We start from the raw sequence: 26586 nt of genomic DNA on the forward strand, positions 1-26586 counted from the left end.
CAGTCATTGTTCTCCAGGGAAGAAATCTTCTAAGATGGTGCCGTTGGGAATGGGATTCCCACGGAGGAAGTCGTCGGCCTTCATTTCAGCTCGGCCTTCGGGAATGAGCCGCTGAATGCGCAGGGCATTTTGGCCGCAGGCGACGAGCAGGCCGTCCCGTCCCTGGGCCAGGACGGTGCCTGGTCGCGTGACAGGGGTGACGCCGTCGACGACGTCGGCGTCGGTAATTTGTATGCGCTTCGGGCCTTTGCCGGCGGGGACGACGGCGGCTACGCGCGGCCAGGGCGAGTAGGCGAGGATCATGCGCAGGATCTGCCCGGCTGGCAGGTCCCAGCGGATGGCGCCGTCGTGCTTCTTGATTTTGCGCGCGTAGGTCGCGGCGGCGTCCAGCTGTGGCGTGGGCTGGAGGCCTTCGCGGGCGATGCGCCAAATGACGTCGCCGATGTGGTCGGCGGCGAGTTGACCAAGGCGCTGTTCGAGGTTGTCGGCGTTTTCATGCTCTGGAATGGGCATTTCGTACTGACAGAAAACCGGGCCAGTATCCAGCCCCGCTTCCATGCGCATGAAGGACACGCCAGTCTTGTCGTCGCCCCGGAGGATCGCCATGTTGATGGGCGATGCCCCGCGGAACCGCGGCAGCAGGGACGCATGGACGTTGAGGCAGTCCACTCGCGGTATGCTCAACAACTCGGGCTTGAGCAGCTGGCCGAAAGAGGCCACCACCAGCAACTCGATGTCGAGCCTGCGCAACTGGTCAAGAAAATCCGGGGTGTTGACCGAAGCAATGCGGTCCACCTTGAAGCCTTGCGCCTCGGCATGGCTCGCTACCGGCGTGGCAAGCAGCAACTGCTTGCGGCCAGCAGCACGGTCGGGCTGGGAGCCGACGCCGAGAAGACTGACTTTGGGGTGCGTGCGCAAGGCATCAAATATGGGTATGCCTAACTTACCCGATGCCAAGTAATAAAGTCGAACAGGCGTGTTTTCTGGCATAAGGACTGACTGTGCCTCGGAGGAAAAAAGAGAGGGCGCGCCGCAGCTTTACGCACGGCGAACGGCCATAGAAACAATTAAAAACAATATAACCCGCAAGAAACAATATGAAAGACAACGCACAAACGGAGATGATGATCCGACCGATCGACTGTCTTTTTCGCCGAGCCGTCTGCTCTTCTGTCTTCTTCGCGGACGGATCCGACGGATCGGACCGATCCGACCGATCCGACGACGTGATCAGTCCGATCAGTCCGATCAGTCTGATTGACGGTCTTTTTCGCGGACCGATCCGACCGATCCGACGGATCCGACCGATCCGACGACGTGATCAGTCCGATCAGTCCGATCAGTCTGATTGACGGTCTTTTTCGCGGACCGATCCGACCGATCCGACGGATCCGACCGATCCGACGACGTGATCAGTCCGATCAGTCCGATCAGTCTGATTGACGGTCTTTTTCGCGGTCGAATCGTCGGAGTGCCTTGGCCAGTGGGCAGGAGCGCTGGTCGACGTCCCAGCCGCGGCGGTATTCTTTGAGGACAAATCGCGACTCGAGGTTGATTTCGTGGCGGACGCGGCGGCGTTCGCCGCTGATGTGGGCGACGGACATCTTGTCATAGTTGCTGGTTTGGTGTCTCATCCAGGCGATGACGGCGGCCTCGGCGCGTTCTTCGATGCTGATGCGTTCCGTTCTGGCGACAGTACCGCTGCCGACGGGCACGGCGTGTTCGGTGACGGCGTCGGCGAGGCGTTCGGCCACGGCAGACCACTTGGGCGCGAAGTCGAGGAAGGCGAGGACGGCGGCGCGGAATTCGTCTGCGTAGCGCGCCTGTTTTTTGTCGCGTTGGCGTCGAGACGCCGCGAGGCGCTTTTGGTATTCGGGTGATGCCAGTTCCTGCTTGCGCCTGGTTTTTTCGGCGGCGATGATGTCGGCGGGCGCCCACAGGCCGATGGCGCTGAGTTTGTTGCGGTAGAAGGTGTTGACGACCCAATGCGGCCCGGCCAGCTTGACGCGGCGGGTGAGCGCGGCGTCGCCGCTGGGCAGGAATTTCCAGCCGGCGGGCGGGGTGACGGTTTTACCTTGGTACCAGAGACCATTTTCGCGGTCGATGACGGCGATGGTTTCCGGTGTTGCCGCTGGTTTTTTCATAGTCATGCGAGGGTTTGCCAGAATGCGTAGGCCCAGCACAGCGCCAGCGCCGTCAAGGCGACGCCGACGGCGGCGCTGCCGAGATCCTTGGCGCGCTTGGCCAGTTCGTGATAAGCGGGCGACGCGAGGTCGACAACGGACTCGATGGCGGTGTTGAGCAGCTCGCAGCTGAGGACGGCCAGCCAGCAGAGATTCAGGAGCAGCACGAGGATGCCGTTCAGCGGCAACAGCAACGACAGGGGCACCGCCACCAGGCCGAGCAGGAGTTCCTGCCGAAAGGCGGCCTCTTTGCAGGCCGTCTTCAGCCCCGCCGCCGTGTAGGTGCAGGAGCGGTAAAAATGCTCAATGCCGCTGAAGCGCGGTGGTTTCGCTGGCTGGGAGTCGGGCTGCATGGCGGGCTCTCTTGACGATGCTCACACGACGAGGGGAAAACGGGCTGGTGGCCCTCGCCGGCCGCTTATTGTTGTTTGGCTGGCTGCTGATAGTCGTCCCGGGCCTTTTGCGCCATTTGGCGGAGGAAGGCGGCGTCAGCGGGGTCCATTTTATCAGGGACGAACGTGATCACGCTGGTATTCTGGTCGTAGAGTTCGGCGAACCAGATGCAGGCCTGCAGGTACATGCCGCGGCGGTTGAGGTGGATGAGGTCGGTGCGGATGCTGCGGCTGCCGTCTTTGTTCTTGCCCCAGTGGATACCGGTGATGAAGGAACCGCCGGATTCCTTGGGCAGCTCCGGGTACTCGAACTGCGCGAGCTCTTCCTTGCTGTAGATTTTGCCCGGGACGAACTTGACGGCTTGGTTACGGCGGGCCAGCTGCACAGCCAAGCCAGTGGGGATGACACGTAGCTGGTAGTTGGCGGCGAGCTGGTTGTAGGCGGCGAAGAGCTTGTCGAACATCTCTTCCTGCCCGCCGGGCAGGACTTTCGGGAAGAAATTGTGGTCGTCCCGATAGGCCCAGGTCATCTGGATGACGATTTCGGCCTGCGGGGCGTATTTGCGGACGTAGTCGTAGAGATTCTTGAACCAGGGCTCGTGGCTTTCGGGCTTGAAGCTGAGCGAGGACACCTGCTGCATGGTGATGATGTCCCACGGCTGGCTGGTCAGCTTGTCCTTGAGCGTGTACTTGCCGGCGTAGGGCTTGTAGTCCGGATCGGCTTCGGCCTTCTCGACTTCGCGCCAGTGCCGCTCCAGCGAACAGCCACCGATGTTGGCGCGGTCAAGCACCAGCTCGCAGTCCGGCACCGCCGCCACAATGGTGGGCAGATAACTGAACACGCTGTCGGCAAAACTGTTGCCGATGGTGAGCACTTTCAAGCTCCGGGCCGACAGGCCGCAGGCGCAAAGGCAAAGAATAGCAAGACCAAGGACGGTGGCTTTTTTCACAAGTCGCTCCTGATTGCGGGTTCGTGGCCCTGGGTGTTATTTGCCGGCAGTGAAGAGTTCCCGACAGACCGCGCAGAACGCCGCCATGTCTTCTTCGCTGCCGATGGTGATGCGGATGTAGTCCGATATTCTGGGAAGATTGAAATAGCGCACCAGGAAGCCGCGCTCACGCAGCGCCTGGAAGACTTCGGCCGCCGGCCGTGGCGGTTTCGCAAAAATGAAGTTTGCTTCGGAAGGCAGCACGTCGCAGCCCATGGCCAGCATTTCGCCGCAGAGCTTTTCGCGGGACGCACGGATGCGGCGGACATTTTCGCGCATGGCGGCGCTGTCCTTGATGGCGGCGGTCGCCAGGGCCTGGGTGAGCATGTCGATGTTGTAGGAGTCGCGAACTTTGTCCATCTCGGCGATCAGCTCCGGCGCGGCGCAGGCCAGGCCCAGACGCAGGCCGGCCAGCGAATAGCTTTTGGACAGCGTGCGGGACACGACGACATTGGGGAATTGCCCCAGCAAGTCCAGGCAGTTGTCATTGGCGAAGTCCGCGTAGGCCTCGTCCACCCAGACCACGCCCGCGAATTCGCGGCAGAGTTTGGCGACGCGCGCTTTGGGAAAGCTGTTGCCGGTGGGGGCGTTGGGGCGAGCCATGATGAACAGCGCGGCGCCGGCGGCGAGCTCGGCGGCATTCTCCGGCAGCATGAAATTTTCGTCGAGGGCGACGGGTATTTTGCGAGCGCCTTGGATGTCGGCGAGGACGGGGTACAGCGAGTAGCTTGGTTCGGTGTAGGCGAAACCGCCGCCCTGGTCGACGAAGGTGCGCAGGGCGATGGTCAGCAGGTCGTCGGAGCCATTGCCGCAGAGGATCTGCCTGCTGTCAATGCCGAAGAGTTCGGCGGCGGCTTCGCGAACGCTGTCCGCACCGGGTACGGGATAGAGCTTCAGGCGCTCGGCGGGGAAATGCTGCAGGGCGTCGGCGACCATGGGCGACGGCGGGTAGGGGTTCTCGTTGGTGTTGAGCTTGATCAGGCGGCGCCCTTTGGGCTGCTCGCCGGGTGTGTAGCCCGCGATGCGGGCGATGGTGGGCCGTGCGTACGACATGGTGTCTCTCAAAGCTGTTTTTCTTGCCTGGATACGCGGTGCCGGCTCGGGGCCGAATGGCTACTGGCGTTGATGCCGCCGGTGGCCCGTTTTCCCGCTTGCGGCCTGTACTATAAACCGCCGCCGCGTCTTTGCCTCTTCCCGTGCCGGACCTTATATTGCCCGGCGAGTGTTCCCAGCGTCGTCAGGCCGGCGCCAAAGTCGCGCCGAACAAAAGTAGTATTACACCGCAATAAGGGGAAGATGACCATGCAAAAAGGCATTTGTTACGGATTTCTGCCGGGCACCACGGTCGAGGAAAAATTTGCCCAGGCGGCCGCGCTGGGTTTTGCCTGTGTGGAGGTCCCGACGCTGGCGACGGCTGCGGACCGCCAGCAGTACCGCGCCGCCGCCGCCGCCGCCGGCATCTGTATCCCCAGCGTCATGAACCAGGCGCATTGGTCCGCGCCACTGTCCGACGCCGATCCGGCGGTGCGCGCTAAGTCGGTCGAGGGCATGATGGCATCTCTGGCGACGGCAGAAGCGCTGGGGGCCAACACCGTCCTGCTGGTGCCGGCGGTGGTCAAGCCCGATGTCACCTACGAGCAAGCATGGGAACGCTCGCATGAAGAAATCAGCCGCATGCTTCCCGCCTACGCCGAAAAACGCGTCACCATCGCCGTCGAGAACGTCTGGAACCGCTTTCTCCTCAGCCCCATCGAATTCTGCCACTACGTCGACAGCTTTAGCAGCCCCTGGCTCGGCGCCTATTTCGACGTCGGTAACATCCTCGCTTACGGCTACCCCGAACACTGGATCATGAGCCTGGGTAAGCGTCTGAAAAAAGTGCATATCAAGGGCTTTGACAGCGGCAAGCACGCCTGGACCAGCCTCCTCAAGGGCACGGTCAACTGGCCAGCGGTCATGACCGCTTTCCGCGCCGTCGGCTATGACGGCGTCATCACCGCCGAACTGCGGGGCGAAGGCGAAGACGCCGCCGCACAGGCCCGGAATGTGAGCGCGGATATGGATACAATTTTAGCGATGTAAGTGCCGGCGGCGGGGGCGGGAGTGGGTGATGGTCTTTGTCGCGGACGGATCGGACGGATCGGACGGATCAGACGGATCGGACGGATCGTCGATTTGATCGGTCTGATCGGTCTGATCGGTCTGATCGGTCTGATCGGTCTGATCAAGGAAGGGTTCCTCCCGCGGCTGGGTAATCGGTCAGTGTACACCCCGGCGCTTCGCTGGGACAATTTGCAGGAAACCCACGGCCCGCCGCCGCCCAGCCATCCGACCTTGATTTCCGCCGACCTTTGCGGCAACGTGTTTCATAGGAGTGATTGATAATGTCGGCACGATTGTCTCACACGGGCGCGGTGGGATGCGCCGTACCGGGCGAATGTGGCGCCCTTCGGGCGCAATTCCAAGTTGCTGTCACACCCCGGGTTGCGGCGCCCTCCGGGCGCCTCACCCGGGGTTATGAATGGTACGGCCCTCTGGGCCGAACTTGGCCGACCTGATATTTTATTGCCGCGTAGCGGCAGAAGCGCTGAAAGCGCGAAACATACCAGCCCAGGGCAAGCACGCTGAAAGCGTGCGCCGCCCTGGGTACGACGGCGACTCTGTTCGTGTTCCTCGGCGCCTTTGGTCCCAGTCGGCTTTGCCGACTGGGACCAAAGGCGCAATGGAACTCACTTACTTACTTGGGATTGACATCGTCGGCATGCCTGGCATCCATTATCAATGGGTGACCGATTACGCGGCGGCCCGGCAAAGGCTCCAGCGATGAATAATCAACAAACAGTTCGCGAGCACAGCCTGTAAACCAGCCCAATTTGAAGCCGTGAAGAAAAAGTCTTCGCGGCTTTTTTTGTCGCCGCGAAATTGATAAGCCTTGTTACTTATTCATTCTTTTCACCCCCGCCTCTTGCAATCTTGCCCAGCGCGTGATACCTTTTATTTGCTAAGTGTTTATACTAATCAATATTAGCATAAATTTCTTAGCTACAATTAACAACAGGAGGCGACCATGGGAAAAGAACTGAAATTGGTATCGGAAGCGACGCTGCGTTCTCACATCCAGGCCAGGATCCGGGAACTAGGCGAGATGGGCCTGTTCATTTCGGGCTCGTTTGTTCACACGGAACGCAAGTGCGGCAGCAAAACCTGCGCCTGCGCCAGCGGTGGTCCGAAGCATCCCTGTTGTCTGCTGACCAGCAAAGTGGCCGGCAAGACGAAATCGGTCTATGTCCCGGTCGACATGGCCGAGGAGGTTGAGGCGTGGGTGGCCGAGCACAAGCGACTGAAGCGTCTGCTCAAGGACATCGACGAACTGGGGGAGCGACTGATCCGGATTCATGTCGCGGCGCGGGAGCGCCGCAAGACCAATCAGGCGCGGGTAAAGCAGGTCAAGGATCACCTAGACTCGTAAGGCGGCAACGGGACGGAGCCCACCATGAGCAGACCACAGTCGCCCCCGCTTCCTTCCGGCCAGGTTATGGACCTCTATGCCAACGCCATAGCCTACTTCATGCCAGATTTGTGGGACATGATCAGGCAGTTTGCGGACCAACGCAAACCGCAGTGCTGCCTATACAGCGCGCCAAATCTGATAGCCACCGCGCTGATGGGCTACTTGTCGTCGCTGCCCTCTTTTCGCCAGATCGATCGCGCGCTGGGCGGGGATCCCAACGTCATGGACAACATCGGCAGCCTGTGCGGCAGCCCGGCGCCCGCGGTCGCTCGCGGAGAAACCATCAATTACTACTTGGCTGGACTGGCCGAGCATTGGCTGGCCGACGTGCTGGAACATACGGTGTTTAACCTCCTCAAGGCCAAGCGACTGGAGGTATGCAGGGAGAGACTGGCAGACACCATCCTCGTGGCCGCGGACGGCACCGGACTGACAAGCACGACGCGCCCCATCGCCCATAGCACCACCCGACATCATGGCGACGGGACGTTGGCGTATCACGCCTACGTCCTGCTGCTGTCCTTCGTGTCACCTCATGGCATCATCCTTCCGTTCATGCGGGAGTTCGTGGAAAACGGCGATGACTACGAACCCGAATTTCAGAAGCAGGACTGCGAGCTCAAGGCGCAGACCAAGGCCTTCGCGCTGCTGAAAAAGAACCATCCCATGCTCAGGCTCACCGTGCTTCTTGACGCCTTGTCCTTGAACTACGACATGATGGACATGTTCCGGCACTACGGCTGGCACTTCTGCATCAGCCACGCCGAGGACAAGGTGCCGGGGCTCAGAGACCAGCTGGCGAAAAAACTCGCCGCGGGAGAGTTTCGCACGACCGTGCAAGAAATCCCTGGCAAAAACGGCAAAACGATACAAACGTACCGGGCCGTAGATATCAAATACGCCTTCGGCAAAGGCAGAGAGCCAGGGGCCATCGCCGTGCCGGTGACCTACGTCGAGATGAAAAGAGTCATCCTCGACGACAACAACCAGGAGGTGGAAAGCAAAAAATACTCGCGCGTGACAAGCCACGTCATCAAGACACCCAATCAAATGGTGACCTTCTTTGAGGACATTGGATGCACACGCTGGGTGGAGGAAAACCAAGGCTTCAACGAAATGAAGAATCTGGGGCTGAACATCGAGCACGCATACGGCACCAAGGGCGAGGCGCTGAAAAACCACTTCACACTACAGATGATCGCCTTCTGCATCATGCAACTGGCGGGGAAGACCAACCTCATCGAGCTGGTCGCACGGGACGTGAACGGCGGCGGCAACGTGAGCGGAAGCTTGCGAATCATCTTCAAAAGCCTGGCGGCGACAGCCAGGGCGTTCCTGAACAACCTGAAGAACCAGGCGCTGCGCCTGCTCGAAGACTATTCGTCCTGGCGCATCAGATGGCTGACGGGATAGCAAAAGGGTGCCGCGTGAATGCTTCCCGTGCTCGATGCCTTCGCCCCAGATACTGACTTCAACATAGGTGGACACAAAAAAGACCCGTTCCACAGTATAAAAGCTCCAAGCGAAATCACAGGGCTAACAAACTGTGCGGACAGGTCAACGCTAATCTACGCCCACATTCTGCCAGATCAAGAGAACGGCCACCGGAAGACCCGAACGGAGAAACCCATTATTCAACGCTGCAAAGGCTCTGCAATCATTTGGCTTTTGCCAGTTTGGAGTTACATTTTAGTATTGATATACTCCTGCCGTAAGCCATGCGTGGCGGGAGCAAGCCGGCGTTGCCGGTGTACCGCAATGCCGTGGTTGCCCCATTGAGGACATCTGGTATGTCGTGGATTCAGTTGGAAAAATTGGCTTTGGCCTACAAGCGCAAACCGACGGCAACTGCCGCCTTGGCTTTGGACCGCGGCATGCGCAAGTCCGGTGACTTCATTGACACGCTGAGTGAGCATTTTGTACGGACGCAGGGCAGTCTTGAGGACTGCTCGGCGTCTTTTCGTTTTTCTGAGGAAGGGCAGTTTCCGGAATGGGCCTGTCACTTTGACGCTGAGAAGCGCGTATTCGAGCTCAATCCGGTCGGCGTCGTCGGCTTTCATGATGAATGTACCCGTGCACAGGAGGCCCTGCTAACGCAGGAGGGCCGCGGTACTTTTACGATGTACCGGCTCTACGCCTACATGGCCGAGCTGAACAAATTGCCGAGCAAGTACCTGCCCTTTCTGATGTTGTTCCGGGAAAAGGCCCGGGTGCTTGAAGTCACCCAGGTCGAGCGTCGCCGCGGCAATATCACGCCCGTCGTGGTTGACAGCGAAGAGGATATGTACCTCTGCCTGCTCTGGGCTTTCAAGGAGCTGGAAGTGGCAATACAGCGCCTGAGCGGCATCAACCTGCGCACCGATCTGAACATCACGTGGTTCGAGTCGGAGTGGATCACGGGCGTCAAGTAATGGCCGCAACTGTACCGATGCTGTGAGTGACCCTATAACCGAACGGTAGTGACCGCGAATGTTTTCTTTTATTTTGCTTTCAACGTGTTTGGGTGCGCTTTGTCTTTTCCTCGCCGTTCTCTACGGCAGTCTTCCGCGGGGCCTGCGCGACTGGCAGCGGGCTTTGCCCCGGCAGCGCTGGTTGGGGTTGTTGCTGGGCAGCATCTGCTTGATCTGGGCGGCTTACCACGCATGCATCATGCTTGAGGGCGATCTCTCCCGTTTTCATTTTCTGGTCAAGCTGGCGGTGCCGGCGGGCATTGTCCTCTGTTTTTTCTTTTTGGACTTCCTATTCGCGCGAGCGCTGGGAGGTTTTTTTATTTTATGCGCCAATCAGCTACTGCACGACGCATTTGTGCACGACGTTGGCGGCCGTGGCGTGTATTCGCTGGTGTGCCTGGCCCTCGGCCTCATCGGCTTGTTCCTGTTAGGGGCGCCGTGGCATTTTCGCGACAGTATGGACCTGGCGGTACGGCGGCCACTGTGGTCGCGACTTTTGGCTGGTCTGTTTTTGCTGTTTGCTCTGGTTCTGCTTGCCCAGCCGTATTTGTGATTCACGCGATATTCCCGCCTGGGGTAAGCAGCTGCCAGGCACCGCTCGGCGGCGGTGGGAATACAGCCCATAAGGATAGTGTATGCATTTGACGATCACGCGTTTTGAGGTTTGGTGTGCTCGAGTTGGCGCTGCTTGCCGGCGCGGTTTGGCGCTGGCGCTGATGCCACTGTTGCTACTCATGCTGGCGGGCTGCCTACCGGGTGAAGAACGCGTGCCCTCGGTGATCTCCGTGCGCTCGGGAGCGGGTCAGACCGCCCTGCCAGGCGCCGCCTGCGAGCAAAAGGTCGTCATTGAAGTCTTCGGCCCCCCGCGGCATTCCCACCTGGGCGCGCCAAGCCAGCGGCGTCCAGCGACCGACGTGCGGGTGCAGATCGAACCCGTCTATAGCGACAGCGGCGCAACTGCCGAACCGGCCATCGGCAGCACGGACAAGGGCGGCATTTTCCGGGCGACCCTGTGTCTGGGCCGCGCGCTGGGCGACCAGTATTTCAAGGTGACCTGCCCAGATTTTTCCGAGGTCAAGCCCGTCTTTTTCCACGTCGTCAACGGCCTGCAGCTCATTGGCAATAACCAAGAAACGCTGGCCGGCGACGAATTGCCGGCGCCCATTCAGCTCCGGGTGGTGGACGAGGATCAACGGCCGTTGGCGAATGTCCCGGTGTTTTTCACCCGCACCTCGGGTTCCCCGAAGGCCAAGTTGTCAGCGCGCCGGGTGATGACCAATGCGGATGGCCTGGCGACGACGATGTTCGAGTCGGCCGAGGGCTACACGGGCAAGTACGAGATTTTAGCCGAGGTCGGTGACAACCACAGCGCCTTTCGTTCGCGCGGGGTGGTGATTCAGGCGATGGCGATCAGCCGCGTGAACATCGTCATTGGCGTCCTGGGTGGCCTGGGCATTTTCATCTTCGGCATGATGCTGATGAGCGATGGCCTGCAGCAGTTTGCGGGCGATCGGCTGAAAGGCCTGCTGCAGCTTTTTACTGGCAATCGTTTTTTTGCCATGTTGGCCGGCATGGTGGTCACCTCGTTGATCCAGTCGTCGAGTGCCTGCACAGTGATGGTCGTGGGTTTTGTCAACGCGTCGCTGCTGAATCTCACCCAGGCGATCGGCGTCATTCTCGGCGCGTCCATCGGTACGACGATCACAGCGCAGATGGTGTCCTTCAAACTCGATGGCTTGGCCCTGCCGGCGATTAGCATCGGCGTGATCTTCGTGCTGGTGGCGAAGAAGAGCCAGATGCGCGGCGTCGGCAACGCCATTCTGGGTTTTGGTCTGCTGTTCTACGGCATGACCCTGATGTCCAAGGAGCTCAAAGCCATTGCTGATTTCCCCACCTTCGTGTCATTTTTTCGCATGTTCGACTGCACGCCGGACGCCGCCGGCTACCCGCCGTTCATGGCGGTGCTCGGCGCTATCGCCGTCGGCACGGTTATGACCATGGTGGTGCAGAGCAGCTCGGCCACGGTCGGCCTGGCCATTGCCCTGGCCGACAGCGGCCTCATCAACTTCTATACGGCGGTGCCGCTGATCCTCGGCGATAACATCGGCACGACCATCACGGGCTTCCTGGCGGCGATCAACACCAACCGCACCGCCATGCAGACCGCACTGGCGGCAACTATCACGAAACTGCTTGGTGTATTCATCATGGTGCCACTGCTCTATGTGCCATGGGAGAAAGTGCCCTGCTTCCTGCAGCTGGTAAACACGATCACCAGTGGCGACGTTTTTTCCGAGACGCCGGAAAATATCGGCCGGCATGTCGCCGCCGCGCATTCGCTGTTCAACATCTGCAACGTGATCATGTTCTTGCCCTTTGTCAACGCGATCGCGGCTGCCGTTCGTTTTGTGTTGCCGGCCAAGGTCGCCGGGGAGGGCGGTGAGGGCCGCATTTGTTATCTTGAGCCCCATTTGCTGAACACGCCGTCGGCAGCACTGAATCAGGTGCTGTTTGCTTTGATCAGCATGACTCGCGAGGCCATGACGCTCTCACAGAAAGCCATTAACGCGGTGCTGCACTGTGACAAGTCTGAAGCCGAGCAGGTGCGGGCGATGGAAAATCGCGTTGACGACGCCCAGCGCGATATCATTGATTACCTGGTGAAATTGACGCGCCGCACGCTTAGCGAGCGACAGTCGGCGACCATCCCGGTGTTCATGCATTGCGTCAACGATGTCGAGCGCATTGGCGACCGCGCCATCAATATCTTCGATCTTACCGAGCCGCTGGCCCTGCAGAACGACGGGCCCTTTTCCGAGTGGGCCGTCAATGAGATCACCGAGATCAACGAACATATCCGTAAACTCGCAGATCTGCTGATCGAGGGCATGACCAAAAATGACGAGGGCGCAATCACCAAGGTGGTTCAGCTAGAGGCGGAAGTTAAGATGATGACGTCGCGTTTCGAGCGCAATCACGAGGCACGCTTGAATTCCAAAGCCTGCACTGTCGAAAAAGGCGTGGTGTACGACGAAATGCTCGCCAATCTCGAACGCATCGCCGCGCACTTGAGCAATGTCGCCCAACGCGCCAAAGATATGCTGCTCCACCACGTGGATTTCAAAGTGCCCGTGGCTGCCACTGCGACAGGTATTCCGCAGCCCGCCGCCAGCAAATAACTCGGGCGGCATGTAATCTGTCACCCATTGATAATTGAGCCATAGAGCTTCAGGCTGAGCCAAACGTGCCCGTTTCCCGGGCCGCGAAGCGGCAGCAGCGCTGAAAGCGCGAAACATACCAGCCCAGGGCAAGCACGCTGGAAGCGTGCGCCGCCCTGGCCCAAGCGTCCGGCTTGGGCATGTCATTACGATGGGCCATCGACGTGGGTGTCGTTGGGTAGACAATGGAGGCGTGTCGCATGGCAAAAATACTGGTATTGCTGCTTGTCATTGGCGCCATTATCATGGTGTCCATGCAGATAATGGAATCCGGCTCTGGTTCCGGTGACTGGCGCCCCCGCCGTGACCGGGTAATGCGGGCCGAGCAGGAACGCGCGCAGGTCGACGCGCAACGTGAAATCACCGCCGCCCACGTCTTCCAATTTGTCTCTCGCGCTATTGCCGACGGCCGCGATGTCCCCGGCGTCGGCCGTTTCAGTCTCCTCCAACCCGAGCACTGGAGTAAAGACGGCGCGACTATCAATGACACCAGCAGCAATCTGGAGGAATGCCGTGAACTGGCCGAAATCCGCTCACAAACAATCCTCCAGGAACGCTTCCCCGTCGAGGACGCCGAGGCCATGGCCGCGCGACTGGCGCTGGAAGCCGAACGCCACTACAAGATGTTCAAAATCGGCGACCAGGTGAACTTCCTCATCCGCGGCGGCGTCGGCCCCGGCAGCGCTGTCGCAGGGATGCTTGTCGATGTCACCGAGGAGCGTGTCCGCGTCGGCAGCCGCCTGATCAACCGGATTGATATCGACGACGATACTCAGGCGCGCATCTATCCCGACGTCAATGAGCGCGTGAAAAAGAACTACGTGATCATGCAAAGCGCCCGCGAACAGGTTATACGCGCCAATCGGCTGGACGAAATTCGCCGCGAGGTGTACCCGCCTATTTTCGCCACGGCGGGGTTCATTCCCGATGTGACGATGGTCAACCGCGACTGGCAAAGCGGCCGGGTTGATGCGTGGATTGCGCCAAGGACCCTGGCAGAGAAGGTCCAGGCGGCCCTGCTTAGCGAGGCGAGCACGCGCTATTTTCGCGAAAATATGGCCGGTCGCGGTTATGTCTTCACTAATGCCGGTGCCGGTGTCCAGGAGTGGGTCCCCGAACGCGTATTGCGCCAACAGAGCCGCTGAGACAAGCGTGCTCAAAAGCTCTCACACCGCTGCCAGTGCTTCACACCCGTGACAGAACGGACGGGTAATCGGTCAGTAACCGCCCCGGCAGGGAATTCACCGGGGACAATTTGCAGGAAACCCACGGCCCGCCGCCGTCCAGCCATTACCCATGGGTGGCTAACCGGGCAGCGGATTTCATAGGAGCAATGCTCTTCACATATCATGCGGCAATCGCCGGCGAGGAGTTGATTGGTAACCATGCACAAGATCATTCGCCGAGGTTTTGAGCACCGAAGGTGCGCCCTAAGATAGCCCAGGGCAAGCGCCCGCAGGGCGCGTCGCCCTGGGTAAGGTGCCCCATCCCAAAAGAGCCCTGAAGGGGCGGCCTAAAAGACCTGCGACGAAGGGTCACAACGCAAAATTGCCGCCGCAATCAATGAGTTCCATTGCCTCTTTGGCTCCAGTCAGCTTCGCCGACTGAAGCCAAAGAGGCTGAGGAACACGGACCAATATGGCGCGCTACCCAGGGCGGCGCGCGCCTTCGGCGCCGCTTGCCCTGGGCTGGTATGCTTCGCGCTTTCAGCGCTTCTGCCGCTTCGCGGCGGAAATGCACGACGAGAAAAGGCTGCTTGGTTGAACAAGTGCCATAGATACCGTTAAATGAAGAGTATCGGTTTCATAGGAGCCATTGATAACCAAAACTGTGATGCCTCTACGAGGCACTGTCGGTTGGCAAGCTGCGTCCCCAGGCTAATGCCTGGGGTTAAGCATGGTTAAGCGCCTACAGCGCAAAAACATAGCCATTGAATGATGGTGGTTTTCGGCCCGAATCGGACAAAGCAAGTCGTCAGATCGGCCACGTTCGGCCCGGAGGGCCGCACCATGCATAGCTCCGGGTTGCGGCGCCCGCAGGGCGCCGCAACCCGGGGTATGATAGTAAGTTAGGATTGCGCCTGAAGGGCGCCACATTGGCCTGACACGTCACGCCTCACTTGCTTACCTGGGGTTGACGTCGGCGGCATGCCTGGCATCCGTTATCAATGGCTGACCGATTACACGGACGGCTGCCCAGATCCTGCGGGAAAAGTTGCAAAGGACCGGGCCGTAAGATATGGTAATGCCCTGTTTTTCAGCCGCACCCACCATGCACACGCACGGTACTCCTTGGCGGCGGACAACTTGACCCAAGCACACCGCTGGTGCTTGCGTGCTTCGCCAAGCAGGCGTAAGCCATTACTCTTTGTCCGGGTAGCTCAGTGGATAGAGCAGAAGTTTCCTAAACTTTTGGTCGGAGGTTCGATTCCTCTCCCGGATACCATCTTATTGGCCCCGCGTTCCTGACTCCCCGTGAACGCGGGGCTTTTTTCTGCCCGGAACCGCCGCTTTGTCGGTGCGGGGGATGATATTGGCTTGCCGCGTACGTATTGCAAGTGGTCGCGGGGGCCTTGCGTGCGTTCCCTTTGCCCTATATGTTAGCCTGCTCTACCCGCTGCCGGCAAGGCTGGCAGGTCCGTTGCCCGAAGAAGAGGCCTTTGAAAGGAAGAAACGTGATGCTACGCAAGTACCTGACTATCGCCCTGTGTTGTTGTGCTCTTGGCCTGGTCCATGCGGACTGGAATGTGTCCATGGACATTGATGGCAAATGCCAGATCAGCAAGGACGGCCAGCCCATAGCGTCCGTCGGCGCCGGCTATTTTCTCCTTGGCTGGCAGGTGCGGGGCTTTGCGGCTCCGAATTTCAACACGCCGCCGGAGGGCCTGATTGAGGCTATTGGCGGCAAGGAAGGCGATCCAGCCAAAGTCGCCATGCGCCTCAAGTACGACGTCGTTGACGACAACAGCATCCAGTTTCACTACACGTTTACGCCTGACAACGATCTCCAGGCCAACACACTGTATGCCAGTCTGTCGGTCGAAGCCGCTATCAGTGCCGGCCGGCCATATTTTGCCAACCATAAAGAGGCCGGCGTGATTCCCGCCGAGCTGGGCGAGCAGATCCACATTTTCACGCAGAGCGCCGAGCATCTGGCCATAGACACCACGGCGGGTCTGTTCAGCGTGACGCTGCCGTCCTCGCGCCACGTCCTGTTGCAGGACAGCCGCAAATGGGGCAGCAGCTTCAGTATTCGCATCGGCGCTATGTCAGAAGAGGGCGAAACCTGGAAAGCCAACACGCCCTACGTCGTTGCTTTTACGCTGACCATGCCAGAAAAACTCGTTTTCGAGCGCGACGTGCCCTTCACCCTCACAGCCAATGACGACTGGATCCCGCTAGATACCAAGCTGGACATTGAGGCCGGGTCGGCGCTGGACCTCAGCGGCGTGCTCAAGCACGACGCGCCTGCCGGCAAGCACGGCTACCTCCGCGCTGTCGGGCCCAATTTCGAGTTCGAGAACATGCCCGGCGTGCCGCAGCGTTTTTACGGCGTCAATTTCTGTTTCAGCGCGCACAACATCACGCCCGCAGAGAGCGAGATTCTCGCCGACCGGCTGTCCCGCCTGGGCTACAACGCCGTGCGCTATCACCACTACGAGCGCAACATCACCATCACGGCCCTTCCTGGCGACTCCACCCAGCTGCATCCCGAGCGCATGGCGCAGTTTGACGCGATGTTCGCCGCCATGAAGAAGCGCGGCCTCTACGCTACCACCGACACCTTCGTGTCGCGCAATATCTACAACAGCGAAGTCTGGCCGGGCATGGAAGGCATGCTGGCGACCCAGATGTACAAGCGCCTCTGTCTCATCAACGACAACGCCTTTGAAAATCTCAAGAAATTCACTCGCAACTTGCTCAACCACGTCAATCCCCATACCGGCCTGAGCTACGCCAAGGACCCGTCGCTGACCTTCATCTGTCTGATCAACGAAGGCCTCATTGACACGCATATGATTTACCAGCCCATGGAAGAGCACATCCAAGCCGAGTGGCTGCGCGCGTGGAATGACTGGCTCAAGGCCAAATATCCCAACAAACAGGCACGCGATGCTGCCTGGGGCCGCGAAACCACCGATGAGCTCTGCCCCATGCCCAAGCCGTCTGCCGGCACCCCCGGCGAACTGCGCGACCTCGACCAGTTCTTCGCCGACAAGCAAATCAGCTTCTATAACCGCATGAAGGATTTCATGCGCAATGAGCTCGGCTGCAAGGCGTTGCTCAGCGATATGAACAACAGCGGCAAGACCACCTGGGCGCAAATCGCCCGCAATGAGTACGACTATGTCGACGACCATTTCTACGTTGACCACCCGCAGTTCATCAAGAAGTCCTGGAGCCTGCCGTCCCGCTGCAGCAATACCAGCGTGGTCAAACGTGGCGTGATGGGCGGCTCGGCCTGCGGCTATGTCCGCCAGCTGGACAAGCCCCTGACCATCACCGAGTGGAACTACTCCGGCCCGGGCCGCTACCGCGGCGTCGGCGGCATCCTCACCGGCTGCATGGCGGCCCTGCAGAACTGGAGCGGCCTGTGGCGTTTCGCCTACAGCCATGGCAACAGCATGTTCACGGTGCGCTCGGCAGGCTACTTCGACCTGGTGTCCGACCCGCTGAACCAGGCTGCCGATCGCGCGTCCCTCTGTCTCTATCTCCGTGGCGATCTCGCCCCCGCCGAACGCACGGTCGCTATTACCATGGACAAAAAGCACCTCGCCGATGAACGCAACACCCCGCGCGCTGGCGTCGTGCCGTCCTGGCAGAATTTCAACGCCATTGCCCAAGTCGGTGTTTTTGTGGGGGACAGCGGCGCCACGGTTCCGGCGGATGTCAGTCTCGCCTTGTCCGACCGCGCACCCAAGGCCGCTATTCACCTCGCCGATGAGGCGCGGTCACCGGAGGCCGGCTTGGCCCTTGACGCGCTGTTCCGGGAAAAAGGCTGGCTGCCGGTCAGCAATCGCACCAACCTGGGTGAGAACATCACCGAGTCGGTCAACGCGCAGTTCATGATCAACGCCCCGGCGGACGTTATGGTCCTCAACACGCCACGCACCGCCGGCGGTTTCGCTCCGGCCGGCCAGGTCATCACGACGGACGCGGCGACCATCACCATCCTCGATACCGAGGCAACGGTGTGGGTGTCCAGCCTTAGCGACGAGCCCATCGTCAGCAGCAAACGCCTCCTCCTCTCGCACTTGACCGACCTGCAGAACGAAGGCGCTCGTTTCATGGAAAAAGCCCGCAAGACTACCTTGGCGTGGGGCAAGCCCCCGCACCTGGTTCGCAATGGCCGCGCCAAGGTCGCCCTGAAATTGTCGCAGCCCGAGAAAGCCACCGTGTGGCAAATCGACCTCAGCGGCAAACGCCTCGCGAAATTGCCGACTACCATCGTCGACGGCGCTCTCACTGTCGATCTCGCCGTCAAGGGCGACTTCGGCGCACAATTGCTCTACGAAATCACCGTCGAGTAAACCCGCGCACAAGACGCGCCGGTTTTTTCCGCAGATGGCGCAGTTTAACGCCGACTTTTGAGTGTGGCGCCCGCCAGGGCGCCGCACTTTTTTTCGCGGACGGATCCGACCGATCGGACCGATCGGACCGATCCGACGACTTGATCAGTCCGATCAGTCGGATCAGTCCGATGATCCGTCTGATGAAGCAGCCAGCTTGCGCCATTTGCGTCACTTCGCCAGGTGCATTACCCACGACCGTTGTCAGCAAGATTCTTGTATTGTCCTATTTATGATTTAACTTAGCAAGATTCATTATTCATCTTTTTTCACTTGGGAGTGACTCTTTTGCGTTCTGGACTCATCGACCGTTTTTTCCGTTGGCTGAATAGCTTTTCATCCAGCCCGATCAAAAGCCCCGCTACGACTGCCATGCCCATGGCCGGTAATCGCGACCAGAGCGCGGCGGCGACGTTGCCAGCGAAGCCACGCGTAGCCGGCGTGGACGTCAAAGACAGCCAGAGCGGTAAGCAACGCCGCCGCACGAAGTCGCCGGGTGCCGGTGCTGGCGCGGCCGTCCCAGCCAGGGCCTCCGCAGCGGCCCCAGGCGCGTCCTCCCGTGGCGACCGGCAGACATCCGCCGACCAGCCGGCGCAGCGTAGCAAGACGGCGGCGCCGCCGACCATGGAAGGCTGGAAGATCCCGTCCGGCGACCGTCAGCAGCCTGGTGAAGTGCTGTTCCAGGACTTTCCGTTGGACCCGCGCATCCTGCGGGCGATTGTTGACGACCTGCAATTTCGCATTTGCTCGCCCATCCAGGGCTTAACGCTGCCGCATGTGCTCGCCGGCAAAGATATCGCTGGCAAGGCCCAGACTGGCACGGGCAAGACCGCGGCATTTCTGGTGGGAGTGCTCCAAAAATACCTGGCGCCGAACGCCCGGCACCGCGACCAGCGGCAGCCTATGGCGCTGGCACTGGCGCCGACTCGCGAACTCGCACTGCAAATCGCCAAAGACGCCGACTCCCTCAGCACCTACACGTCTTTCCGCACCGTCGCGGTTTTTGGCGGCATGGACTACGAACGGCAGAAACGCATGCTCAATGACGGCGTCGATCTGGTCGTGGCTACCCCCGGGCGCCTTATCGACTTTCTGCGCCAGGGCGCCGTCGACTGCAGTAAGCTCGACACGCTGGTGATTGACGAGGCCGACCGCATGCTCGACATGGGGTTCATTCCCGATGTCAAACGCATCATCTCGCAGCTGCCCAGGCCCGAAGATCGCCAGACGATGCTCTTCAGCGCCACGCTGTCACACGATATCATGAACCTCGCTTCGCGCTGGATGCGCCCCGATCCCGTGATCGTCGAAGTGGAACCCGAGCATATCATCGCCACCGGCATCGAAGAAACGATCTACGCCGTGTCGACCGCCGAGAAAATGCCGGTCCTGCTGTGGACGCTCGAAAATGAAGCCTGCGAACGCGTGCTGATCTTCCGCAACCGCCGCCGCGATGTCGAAGACCTCCATCGCAATCTGCAACGCTATGGCGTCAGCAGCGAAATGCTCAGCGGCGATGTCGATCAGAAAAAACGCCTGCGGATTCTTGAAGACTTCCGCAATGGCGCGATCAAAGTCATCGTGGCGACGGACGTCGCCGGTCGCGGTATCCACGTCGATAACATCTCGCATGTCATCAACTACGATCTGCCTTATGAGGCCGAGGACTATGTGCACCGCATCGGCCGCACCGCCCGCGCCGGCAGCACTGGCCGCGCCATCAGTTTCGCCGACGAAGATTGCTCGTTCGTGATCCCCGATATCGAGAAGTTCATCGACCGCGCGCTGACGATCACCACGCCGACCGACGCGATGGTCCAGCCCCGCACGCCTACCGCGCCTATGCCACCGCGCCGCCCTCGGCCGGAAGACGAAGGGCACTTCGGTGGCCGCCCGCGTCGTCGTGACCCGCGACCGGCCGGAACCCGCGTCCGCCGCGGTGGACCACGACACTAAGTTCATTTTAACCACGAATGTACACGAATTAACACGAATAAATTCAAATTTTTCTCCCGCTGTGGACGCAGTCCACAGCGGGAGAATTTTTCTTCATTGGTGTTCATTGGTGTTTCTTTATGATGGGGTGTTATGACGGTTACTGTTCGCCAGGGTGATCGACCGGTTCCGGCATGCGCGGAGTCCATGCCGGTGGTGGTGGTACTCGACCGGCTGCGCAGCGCGTACAATGTCGGGAACATCTTCCGCGTGGCCGAGGCGACGCGGGTCGCGAAGATCGTCGCCTGCGGCTATACGGCGGCGCCGCCGCATCCGAAGCTGGCCAAGACTGCGCGTGGCTGCGACGAAGTCGTCCCCTGCGCAGTCGCCGAAAACGCCGCCGCTGCCATTCGGGCGCTCAAGGCCGACGGCTATACGGTCTATGCCGTCGAGACCGCGCAGGACGCGCAGATGTACTGGGACTGCCAGCTGGCATTCCCGGCGGCCATCGTCCTGGGCAACGAAGCGCTGGGCATCGACCCGGAGGCCCTCGCGCTCTGCGACGCCGTTATCGCCCTGCCCGCACGAGGCCAGAAGAACTCCATCAATGTCGGCAACTGCGCCGCCGTCGTGCTCTTCGAATGCCTCCGCCAAAGCCTCGCGGCATTTCAGCGCTGAAAGCGCTGCGCAAGGCGCTGAGCGTCATCAGCTGATGGCTCGGGCTGGGCTGTTCCCGCTGTCGCGCTCCTTCCTTCCCGCCGCGCCGGTTTATCCCCCGTTTTAGTCGTCCAGTGGCATGCTGCTCGTCGGCATGCAAGCGCAACTGCATTCTCGCGCTGGCGGGTTACATTACAGTTTTTGCCTTGTGCGTGGTTAACGCTGACGACTGCACTGCTTGCCGGAGAGGCCCTGTGGAGCGACTCGATTATTTCATCCGCCGACTGCTACTGATCGTCCCGACCTTCATTGGCATCACTTTCCTGTGTTTCACGGTGATCCAATTCGTGCCGGGTGGGCCGGTGGAACAGGCGCTGATGCGCATGCGCGGCGGCGGCGTGGGCGGCGAAAGCGCGGCAACGGCCAGTGAGGCGTCGGCCGCCATCTCGGCCGAGCAGCGCGAGGCACTGCGGCGCCATTTCGGTTTTGACCAGCCATTTTTGCGGCGCTACTGGCGCTGGCTGGCGCATGACCGCGTGGGCATGCGCATGGCGTCGTACAAATTTCCCAACAAGAGCGCCTGGGCGCTGATCAGCGAGCGTTTCCCGGTGTCATTGGTGTTCGGCATCACGGGCTTTCTGCTGACCTACCTAATCTGTGTGCCCCTAGGCATGCTCAAGGCCCTGCGGCACGGCGGCGTGTTCGACATCGCGTCGAGCGTGATTGTCTTCGTGGGTTACGCCATACCGGCTTTTGCGCTGGGCATGCTGCTCAAGATGCTGCTCTGCGGCACGGTGGAGTCCATGTGGGACATCCTGCCGGCCACCGGCTTTCACTCGGCCAATTTTGCCGACATGACCCTTGCCGGCAAGGCCCTGGATATCTTCCGGCACATGCTTCTGCCGGTGCTCTGCTACATGGTCGGCAGCTTTGCGGTGCTGACCCTGTTGATGAAGAATTCGCTGCTGGAGCAGATCAACAGCGATTATGTGCGGACGGTTTACGCCAAAGGCGCCGGCACTTGGCGGGTGCTTTTGGGCCATGTCCTGCGCAACGCGCTCATACCCATCGCGACGGGCTTCGGCAGCGTCCTCACCCTGATGTTCGCCGGGTCGGTCATCATTGAGCGCGTCTTCGAAATACCCGGCATGGGCAGCCTGAGCATGGAGGCCATCATCGGCCGCGACTACCCGGTTTTCATGGGTGTGTTGGCCTTGACCTCCATACTCGGACTGCTGGGCAATGTCCTTTCAGATTTCTGCTACGTGCTGATCGACCCGCGCATTTCCTTCAAAGGCAATGGCTGAGGGTCGCGTCAGACGCCCATGCGGCCGATGCGGATATTGCAGTTGACCCGCTTCAGGCCACTGATCAGCGCTTCCTTCTTGGCTTTGTCGATGATGTCCTGCGAGTAGGCGATGCCGCTGAGGGTCACTTCGCCGTTGAGGCACTCGGCTTCCAGGAAGAAAATGGGCAGCTGGCATTCCGTCAGCAGGTGCCGTACAACCGCCTGGCCCAGTGCGAGATTCTCAATGATCTCTTTGCCGGTGGCGATCTGCTCCGGCGTCACCCGCTGTTCGACCATCGTGCGAATGACGGCGACGATCTGCGCCACCGTCAGGTCCTCTGTGTTGATCACTGCGTGGTAGGCGCAGGGATCGCGCCAGTCGGCATCGAAGAAATAGCGATTGAAGCCCGAGCGGTCGCGGTCGTCCTGCGTGACCAGCTGCTTGGCCGTCTTGTAATCGACGCCTAGGGCCTTCTCAATGCGCTGCACCCGCGTGTCCAGCGGCGCAACCAGGCGCACGCTGATGACGCCGGGTATGCCCTTGAAAAAGACTTGGCAGCCCCGGCCGACAAAGATGCAATTGCCCTTGATGGCCTCTTCGTAGAACAGACTCTTCAGGCAGCGCACGTAGTCTTCCATTGCTGTGGACAGCGCCGCGAAGAGCCCGGGCTTCTTCTCGTCGTAGGCCTTGCGGTGCTTTTCTTCAATGCCCATGTCGCCAAGACGCTCGTCAACGACTTTTTTGTCGACAAAGCGGTAGTTGAGTTGCTTGGCCAACTCGCGGGCGACCTCGTCGCCCATTGCGCCACGTTCTCGTGCTAGGGTGATAATTGCCATGGTACACCTCCTGTCGTTGGGTCCGACCCAGGTCACACTATGTCGCCTTGGGGCAGCGACAGCCCGACCTCGCTGCTTCAATCTCGCCAGCGGGTGTTTTGACTATAACCGGAATAACCCGTGAATGCAAATTCACAAAAACACTCCACTATGAAGGCGCGATGAATCTACTTCTTTTGCGGCTTAATGCGGCGGCGTGAATTGCCGCAAAGCGGCAAGGCATGCCGCCATCTTCATTGTCTTTGTCTTCTTCGCGTCTTCGCGTCTTCGCGTGAGAAAAATTGACGTGGCATATGGGTCATGGACATGCGCCGGAGCTGGGGTACAGTAAACGGCCGTTGTGCGGCAAGCGCGCCCATGCGTGCGGAGTTGCGCGGCAGTCGTCTTCCCCGATGTATCATTATCCTCACGAGGCCCGACCATGCAGATTGCAGGCATTTGTCCCATTGCGCCGGCGGTGTACAACGCCGCCGGTGAGGTCGATTTGGCTGATTACGAGCGCTGTTGCGCCACGATGATCCGCCTTGGCGCTGACGCCTTGACGCTCTTCGGCATCGCCGGCGAGTACTACAAGATGGACTACGACGAAGAGCTCGCGCTGATTGACAGCACTGTGCGGGTCTGCCACGATCAGCAGCGGCCGGTGATTATCTCCAACACGCGCCATGCGACGGAAGTGGCCGTGAAGTGGGCGCGGCGCATTGAGGCGTCGGGCGCGGACTGCATGATGGTCCTGCCGCCATTCTTTCTCAAGCCGGGCGGTGCGGCGTTGTTTGCGCACCTCGACGCCCTCTGTGGCAGCGTGTCGCTGCCGGTGATGCTGCAGTACGCGCCCGAGCAGACCGGCGTGGCCATAGCGCCGGAGGTCCTGGCGCAGCTGGCAAAAAAGCACGGCAATCTGCTGTATTTCAAGATTGAATGCAAACCGCCGGGCGCCTACATCAGCAAGCTCAGCGGTTTGTTGCCGCCGGGGCGCACGATCTTCGTGGGCAATGCCGGCTTCCAGATGATCGAGGGTTTCATGCGCGGCGCTGCCGGCGTCATGCCCGGACCGTCGATGGTCGATGTCTATCGTCGCATCTGGGACGCGCTCAAGGCCGACCGGGTGGCCGACGCCGAGGCCATCCACGAGAAGCTTAACGCGATCCTCAACCACATCCGCCAGGATGTGGAGATGATCATCTACTACGAGAAGGAAATCCTGCGTCGTCGCGGGATGATCAAGACGGCGTACTGCCGGCATCCGGGCCACGTCAGCGACCCGGTGAACAACGCGCTTTTCGAACGGCTTTATCCGATGATCGCCAAGGAGTTTCTGCCGCTATGAATGACCTCCGCAACAAACGGGCGCTCGTGACTGGCGCGGCGCGCGGTATTGGGTCTGGTATCGCCTTGGCGCTGGCCCGCGCCGGCGCCGACGTCATGCTGCATTTCCGCGGCGATCCGCAGGACGCCATCAACCTCGCCGAGCAGATTGGCGCCATGGGGCGCAAGGCGCCACTCTGTCAGACTGACCTCGGCAGCGAAGCCGGCGTCGAAAAGCTCTTCGCCGACGTCGAGCGGGTGTTTGGCGGCCTGGACATCGCGGTGAACAACGCCGGCTGGGATCCGGGCGCCCTCCCTGCCGAGGAGATCACCTACGAGAGCTACCAGCGCCTCAGCGACATCAATATCCGCGGCACGCTCTTCTGCTGCCTGCACGAAGTGGCCATCATGCGCCGCAGTCCCGCCGGCGGCAGCATCATCAACATTGGCTCGGTGCACCAGGAAACCACCGTGCCTGGCCGCATTCTTTACGCCATGAGCAAGGGCGCCATCCATTCCTTCACCGGCGCACTTGCGCTCGAAGCCGGTCCGCAGCACATCCGCGTCAACAACATCGCGCCTGGCTACATCGTCGTTGAGCGCATGAGCAGCGCCCCGGGCTTCGACCGCGACCTGATCGCCGCCGGCATCCCCCTCAAACGCCTGGGCGAGCCCGACGACGTCGGCAACATGGTGGTATTCCTCGCCTCCGATGCCGCGTCCTTCATCACCGGCCAGACCTATGTCCTCGATGGCGGCGTTTCCCGCAAACTCGCACGCACTGCCACCTGACAGAACCACCATGAAGATGTAAAAACTTACCGCCAGGCGGCTGTATTTGCCTTTATTCGTGTGTATTGATGTTCATTCGTGGTAACAAAGAGGCTGCATTATGTCTGTTAAGTATGTTTTGATCACCGGCGCCACTGCCGGTACTGGCCTGGCCATCGCCCGTCGTTTTCTCAAAGAGGGCTACGGGGTGTATATCACCAGCCGGCGCGAAGAAGACGCGAAGAAGGCCGCCGCGGCCTTGGCTGATAGTTTCAAGCTGCCCGTGCGGGGCTTCAAACTCGATCCCGCCGATGGCGAAGCCGGCGTCAGCGCCATCTTCGAGGAGATCGACGACCTGCACGCGCTGGTCCTGAATTCGGCCAACCTGGGCATGACGCCGTCCCTGGCCAACCCGCTCACGCTGGACATCAAGGAGTGGTCGGAGGTCATCAATACCAACGTGGTGTGGAATTTCACCCTGGCGCGCAGCGCGGCGCGGCTCATGCAGGACCACGGCGGCGCCATTGTCTTCATTGGCTCGAACACCTGCCGCCGCGCCATCGCCGGCCGTAGCGCGTACGTCGCCTCAAAGGGCGCCATCGCCTCCATGACCAAGGCGCTGGCCATGGATTTCGCACCATACGGTATCCGCGTCAACTGCCTCATGCCGGGCATGATCGCGACCATCCGTTGGGACGCCCGCAGCGCCGCCGAACAAGAGGTCTGCAATAAACAAATACCGCTGGGAAAAGTCGCCACCTACGACGATATCGCCGAAGGCGCGTTCTTCCTCGCCCACAGCGCCACCCAGTCCACCGGTACCGAAATGATCATCGACGGCGGCGTCGACGCCAGGCTGTAATTTCTTCCTCACGCGAAGCTGGCACGTCTTTTGTCTCACGCGAAGACGCGAAGACGACCAGCTCGGGGCGCAGCCCGAGCTGGGAAGACAGGAAGGTTTTCACGCCGACGGAGAAAACCGCCCCATCCGATCGGACGGAGCAGACGGAGCGGACGGAGCAGACGGAGCAGACGGAGCAGACGGAGCAGACGGAGCGGACGGAGCGGACGGAGCAGACGGAGCAGACGGAGCGGTCGGAGCAGACGGGGCAGACGGAGCGGACGGAGCAGACGGAGCAGACGGAGCGGACGGAGCGGACGGAGCAGACGGAGCAGACGGAGCAGTCGGAGCGGACGGAGCAGACGGAGCAGACGGAGCAGACGGAGCGGACGGAGCGGACGGAGCGGTCGGAGCGGACGGAGCGGTCGGAGCGGACGGAGCAGACGGAGCAGACGGAGCAGACGGAGCAGACGGAGCGGACGGAGCGGACGGAGCAGACGGAGCGGACGGAGCGGACGGAGCAGACGGAGCAGACGGAGCAGACGGAGCAGACGGAGCGGACGGAGCGGACGGAGCAGACGGAGCGGACGGAGCGGACGGAGCAGACGGAGCAGACGGAGCAGACGGAGCGGACGGAGCG

General features: G+C 60.6%; 23 protein-coding genes and 1 tRNA gene. 17 read left to right on the plus strand and 7 right to left on the minus strand.

The features are described 5' to 3' along the window. Positions 1-3: 3 nt before the first annotated feature. From fmt to hisC, 5 genes are all read right to left on the minus strand, one after another. Positions 4-957: a methionyl-tRNA formyltransferase gene (gene fmt / locus J3R75_RS09210; protein ID WP_307261238.1), complete on the minus strand. Its 954-nt coding sequence runs from the start codon at positions 955-957 to the stop codon at positions 4-6. Between the two features lie 473 nt (positions 958-1430). Continuing rightward, positions 1431-2150 carry a DUF2293 domain-containing protein gene (locus J3R75_RS09215; RefSeq protein ID WP_307261239.1) on the minus strand — a complete coding sequence of 240 codons (720 nt, stop codon included), beginning with the start codon at positions 2148-2150 and terminating at the stop codon, positions 1431-1433. After that, positions 2147-2536, minus strand: coding sequence for a diacylglycerol kinase (locus J3R75_RS09220; protein WP_307261240.1), 390 nt, complete (start codon positions 2534-2536; stop codon positions 2147-2149). Before J3R75_RS09220 ends, J3R75_RS09215 begins: the two co-directional genes overlap by 4 nt. A 65-nt stretch (positions 2537-2601) precedes the next feature. Further along, entirely contained in the window at positions 2602-3525 is a 924-nt protein-coding gene (locus tag J3R75_RS09225) for a DUF4886 domain-containing protein (protein ID WP_307261241.1), read from the minus strand. Between the two features lie 36 nt (positions 3526-3561). Continuing rightward, complete coding sequence (gene hisC, locus J3R75_RS09230) at positions 3562-4617, minus strand: histidinol-phosphate transaminase (protein ID WP_307261242.1); 1056 nt, start codon at positions 4615-4617, stop codon at positions 3562-3564. A 249-nt stretch (positions 4618-4866) separates the two neighbouring features. On the opposite strand from hisC, the gene J3R75_RS09235 reads away from it, so the two are divergent. The 8 genes from J3R75_RS09235 (at position 4867) to J3R75_RS09270 (ending at position 13888) form a co-directional block, all read left to right on the plus strand. Next, entirely contained in the window at positions 4867-5646 is a 780-nt protein-coding gene (locus J3R75_RS09235) for a sugar phosphate isomerase/epimerase family protein (protein ID WP_307261243.1), read from the plus strand. A gap of 93 nt (positions 5647-5739) precedes the next feature. Further along, the gene (locus J3R75_RS09240; RefSeq protein ID WP_307261244.1) at positions 5740-5946 is read left to right on the plus strand and encodes a hypothetical protein; all 207 of its coding nucleotides are present in this window, start codon (positions 5740-5742) and stop codon (positions 5944-5946) included. Positions 5947-6631: 685 nt separating this feature from the next. Further along, positions 6632-7033 (plus strand): DUF6788 family protein, encoded by a 402-nt coding sequence (locus J3R75_RS09245; RefSeq protein WP_307261245.1) that lies wholly within the window; start codon positions 6632-6634, stop codon positions 7031-7033. Between the two features lie 264 nt (positions 7034-7297). After that, entirely contained in the window at positions 7298-8488 is a 1191-nt protein-coding gene (locus J3R75_RS09250) for a hypothetical protein (RefSeq protein ID WP_307261246.1), read from the plus strand. Positions 8489-8865: 377 nt separating this feature from the next. Continuing rightward, positions 8866-9486 carry a hypothetical protein gene (locus J3R75_RS09255; protein ID WP_307261247.1) on the plus strand — a complete coding sequence of 207 codons (621 nt, stop codon included), beginning with the start codon at positions 8866-8868 and terminating at the stop codon, positions 9484-9486. A gap of 58 nt (positions 9487-9544) precedes the next feature. After that, positions 9545-10078, plus strand: a complete 534-nt coding sequence (locus J3R75_RS09260) for a hypothetical protein (RefSeq protein WP_307261248.1) — start codon at positions 9545-9547, stop codon at positions 10076-10078. A gap of 82 nt (positions 10079-10160) precedes the next feature. After that, positions 10161-12704, plus strand: coding sequence for a Na/Pi symporter (locus tag J3R75_RS09265; RefSeq protein ID WP_307261249.1), 2544 nt, complete (start codon positions 10161-10163; stop codon positions 12702-12704). A gap of 239 nt (positions 12705-12943) precedes the next feature. Continuing rightward, positions 12944-13888: a hypothetical protein gene (locus J3R75_RS09270; protein ID WP_307261250.1), complete on the plus strand. Its 945-nt coding sequence runs from the start codon at positions 12944-12946 to the stop codon at positions 13886-13888. An 11-nt stretch (positions 13889-13899) separates the two neighbouring features. Here J3R75_RS09270 and J3R75_RS09275 read toward each other — a convergent pair whose 3' ends face one another. Continuing rightward, complete coding sequence (locus J3R75_RS09275) at positions 13900-14130, minus strand: hypothetical protein (protein WP_307261251.1); 231 nt, start codon at positions 14128-14130, stop codon at positions 13900-13902. A 251-nt stretch (positions 14131-14381) separates the two neighbouring features. Between J3R75_RS09275 and J3R75_RS09280 the strand changes: the two genes are divergently transcribed. The 6 genes from J3R75_RS09280 to J3R75_RS09305 all read left to right on the plus strand — a co-directional run bounded on the left by J3R75_RS09280 (position 14382) and on the right by J3R75_RS09305 (position 22211). Further along, a complete protein-coding gene (locus J3R75_RS09280) occupies positions 14382-14507 on the plus strand; it encodes a hypothetical protein (RefSeq protein WP_307260077.1) in 126 nt (41 codons plus the stop codon). A 605-nt stretch (positions 14508-15112) separates the two neighbouring features. Beyond that, positions 15113-15188, plus strand: a tRNA-Arg gene (locus J3R75_RS09285). Positions 15189-15417: 229 nt separating this feature from the next. Continuing rightward, entirely contained in the window at positions 15418-18273 is a 2856-nt protein-coding gene (locus tag J3R75_RS09290; RefSeq protein WP_307261252.1) for a hypothetical protein, read from the plus strand. Between the two features lie 327 nt (positions 18274-18600). Beyond that, positions 18601-20268 (plus strand): DEAD/DEAH box helicase, encoded by a 1668-nt coding sequence (locus J3R75_RS09295; RefSeq protein ID WP_307261253.1) that lies wholly within the window; start codon positions 18601-18603, stop codon positions 20266-20268. A gap of 132 nt (positions 20269-20400) precedes the next feature. Next, positions 20401-20925 carry a TrmH family RNA methyltransferase gene (locus J3R75_RS09300; RefSeq protein ID WP_307261254.1) on the plus strand — a complete coding sequence of 175 codons (525 nt, stop codon included), beginning with the start codon at positions 20401-20403 and terminating at the stop codon, positions 20923-20925. A 233-nt stretch (positions 20926-21158) separates the two neighbouring features. Continuing rightward, complete coding sequence (locus tag J3R75_RS09305) at positions 21159-22211, plus strand: ABC transporter permease subunit (RefSeq protein WP_307261255.1); 1053 nt, start codon at positions 21159-21161, stop codon at positions 22209-22211. An 8-nt stretch (positions 22212-22219) separates the two neighbouring features. Here J3R75_RS09305 and J3R75_RS09310 read toward each other — a convergent pair whose 3' ends face one another. Beyond that, positions 22220-23029, minus strand: coding sequence for a cytidylate kinase family protein (locus J3R75_RS09310; RefSeq protein WP_307261256.1), 810 nt, complete (start codon positions 23027-23029; stop codon positions 22220-22222). Positions 23030-23450: 421 nt separating this feature from the next. On the opposite strand from J3R75_RS09310, the gene J3R75_RS09315 reads away from it, so the two are divergent. The 3 genes from J3R75_RS09315 (at position 23451) to J3R75_RS09325 (ending at position 25967) form a co-directional block, all read left to right on the plus strand. Further along, positions 23451-24356 (plus strand): dihydrodipicolinate synthase family protein, encoded by a 906-nt coding sequence (locus J3R75_RS09315; RefSeq protein WP_307261257.1) that lies wholly within the window; start codon positions 23451-23453, stop codon positions 24354-24356. Beyond that, positions 24353-25126, plus strand: a complete 774-nt coding sequence (locus J3R75_RS09320) for an SDR family NAD(P)-dependent oxidoreductase (RefSeq protein ID WP_307261258.1) — start codon at positions 24353-24355, stop codon at positions 25124-25126. The genes J3R75_RS09315 and J3R75_RS09320 overlap by 4 nt, the downstream gene beginning before the upstream one ends. Before the next feature lie 100 nt (positions 25127-25226). Then, a complete protein-coding gene (locus tag J3R75_RS09325; protein ID WP_307261259.1) occupies positions 25227-25967 on the plus strand; it encodes an SDR family NAD(P)-dependent oxidoreductase in 741 nt (246 codons plus the stop codon). Positions 25968-26586 lie beyond the last annotated feature (619 nt).

It is taken from the genome of Oligosphaera ethanolica (genome assembly GCF_030814695.1).
Taxonomy (GTDB): Bacteria; Verrucomicrobiota; Lentisphaeria; order Oligosphaerales; family Oligosphaeraceae; genus Oligosphaera; species Oligosphaera ethanolica.

What these genes read in the sequence shown, in the direction of transcription:
- J3R75_RS09255 (WP_307261247.1), top strand. Translation starts at nt 8,866, where the DNA reads ATGTCGTGGATTCAGTTGGAAAAATTGGCTTTGGCCTACAAGCGCAAA.
- J3R75_RS09280 (WP_307260077.1), top strand. Translation starts at nt 14,382, where the DNA reads ATGGCGCGCTACCCAGGGCGGCGCGCGCCTTCGGCGCCGCTTGCCCTG.
- J3R75_RS09325 (WP_307261259.1), top strand. Translation starts at nt 25,227, where the DNA reads ATGTCTGTTAAGTATGTTTTGATCACCGGCGCCACTGCCGGTACTGGC.
- J3R75_RS09260 (WP_307261248.1), top strand. Translation starts at nt 9,545, where the DNA reads ATGTTTTCTTTTATTTTGCTTTCAACGTGTTTGGGTGCGCTTTGTCTT.
- hisC (WP_307261242.1), bottom strand. Translation starts at nt 4,617, where the DNA reads ATGTCGTACGCACGGCCCACCATCGCCCGCATCGCGGGCTACACACCC.
- J3R75_RS09315 (WP_307261257.1), top strand. Translation starts at nt 23,451, where the DNA reads ATGCAGATTGCAGGCATTTGTCCCATTGCGCCGGCGGTGTACAACGCC.
- J3R75_RS09250 (WP_307261246.1), top strand. Translation starts at nt 7,298, where the DNA reads ATGGACAACATCGGCAGCCTGTGCGGCAGCCCGGCGCCCGCGGTCGCT.
- J3R75_RS09245 (WP_307261245.1), top strand. Translation starts at nt 6,632, where the DNA reads ATGGGAAAAGAACTGAAATTGGTATCGGAAGCGACGCTGCGTTCTCAC.
- J3R75_RS09235 (WP_307261243.1), top strand. Translation starts at nt 4,867, where the DNA reads ATGCAAAAAGGCATTTGTTACGGATTTCTGCCGGGCACCACGGTCGAG.
- J3R75_RS09300 (WP_307261254.1), top strand. Translation starts at nt 20,401, where the DNA reads ATGACGGTTACTGTTCGCCAGGGTGATCGACCGGTTCCGGCATGCGCG.
- J3R75_RS09215 (WP_307261239.1), bottom strand. Translation starts at nt 2,150, where the DNA reads ATGACTATGAAAAAACCAGCGGCAACACCGGAAACCATCGCCGTCATC.
- J3R75_RS09275 (WP_307261251.1), bottom strand. Translation starts at nt 14,130, where the DNA reads ATGGTTACCAATCAACTCCTCGCCGGCGATTGCCGCATGATATGTGAA.
- J3R75_RS09310 (WP_307261256.1), bottom strand. Translation starts at nt 23,029, where the DNA reads ATGGCAATTATCACCCTAGCACGAGAACGTGGCGCAATGGGCGACGAG.
- J3R75_RS09320 (WP_307261258.1), top strand. Translation starts at nt 24,353, where the DNA reads ATGAATGACCTCCGCAACAAACGGGCGCTCGTGACTGGCGCGGCGCGC.
- J3R75_RS09270 (WP_307261250.1), top strand. Translation starts at nt 12,944, where the DNA reads ATGGCAAAAATACTGGTATTGCTGCTTGTCATTGGCGCCATTATCATG.
- J3R75_RS09265 (WP_307261249.1), top strand. Translation starts at nt 10,161, where the DNA reads ATGCATTTGACGATCACGCGTTTTGAGGTTTGGTGTGCTCGAGTTGGC.
- J3R75_RS09220 (WP_307261240.1), bottom strand. Translation starts at nt 2,536, where the DNA reads ATGCAGCCCGACTCCCAGCCAGCGAAACCACCGCGCTTCAGCGGCATT.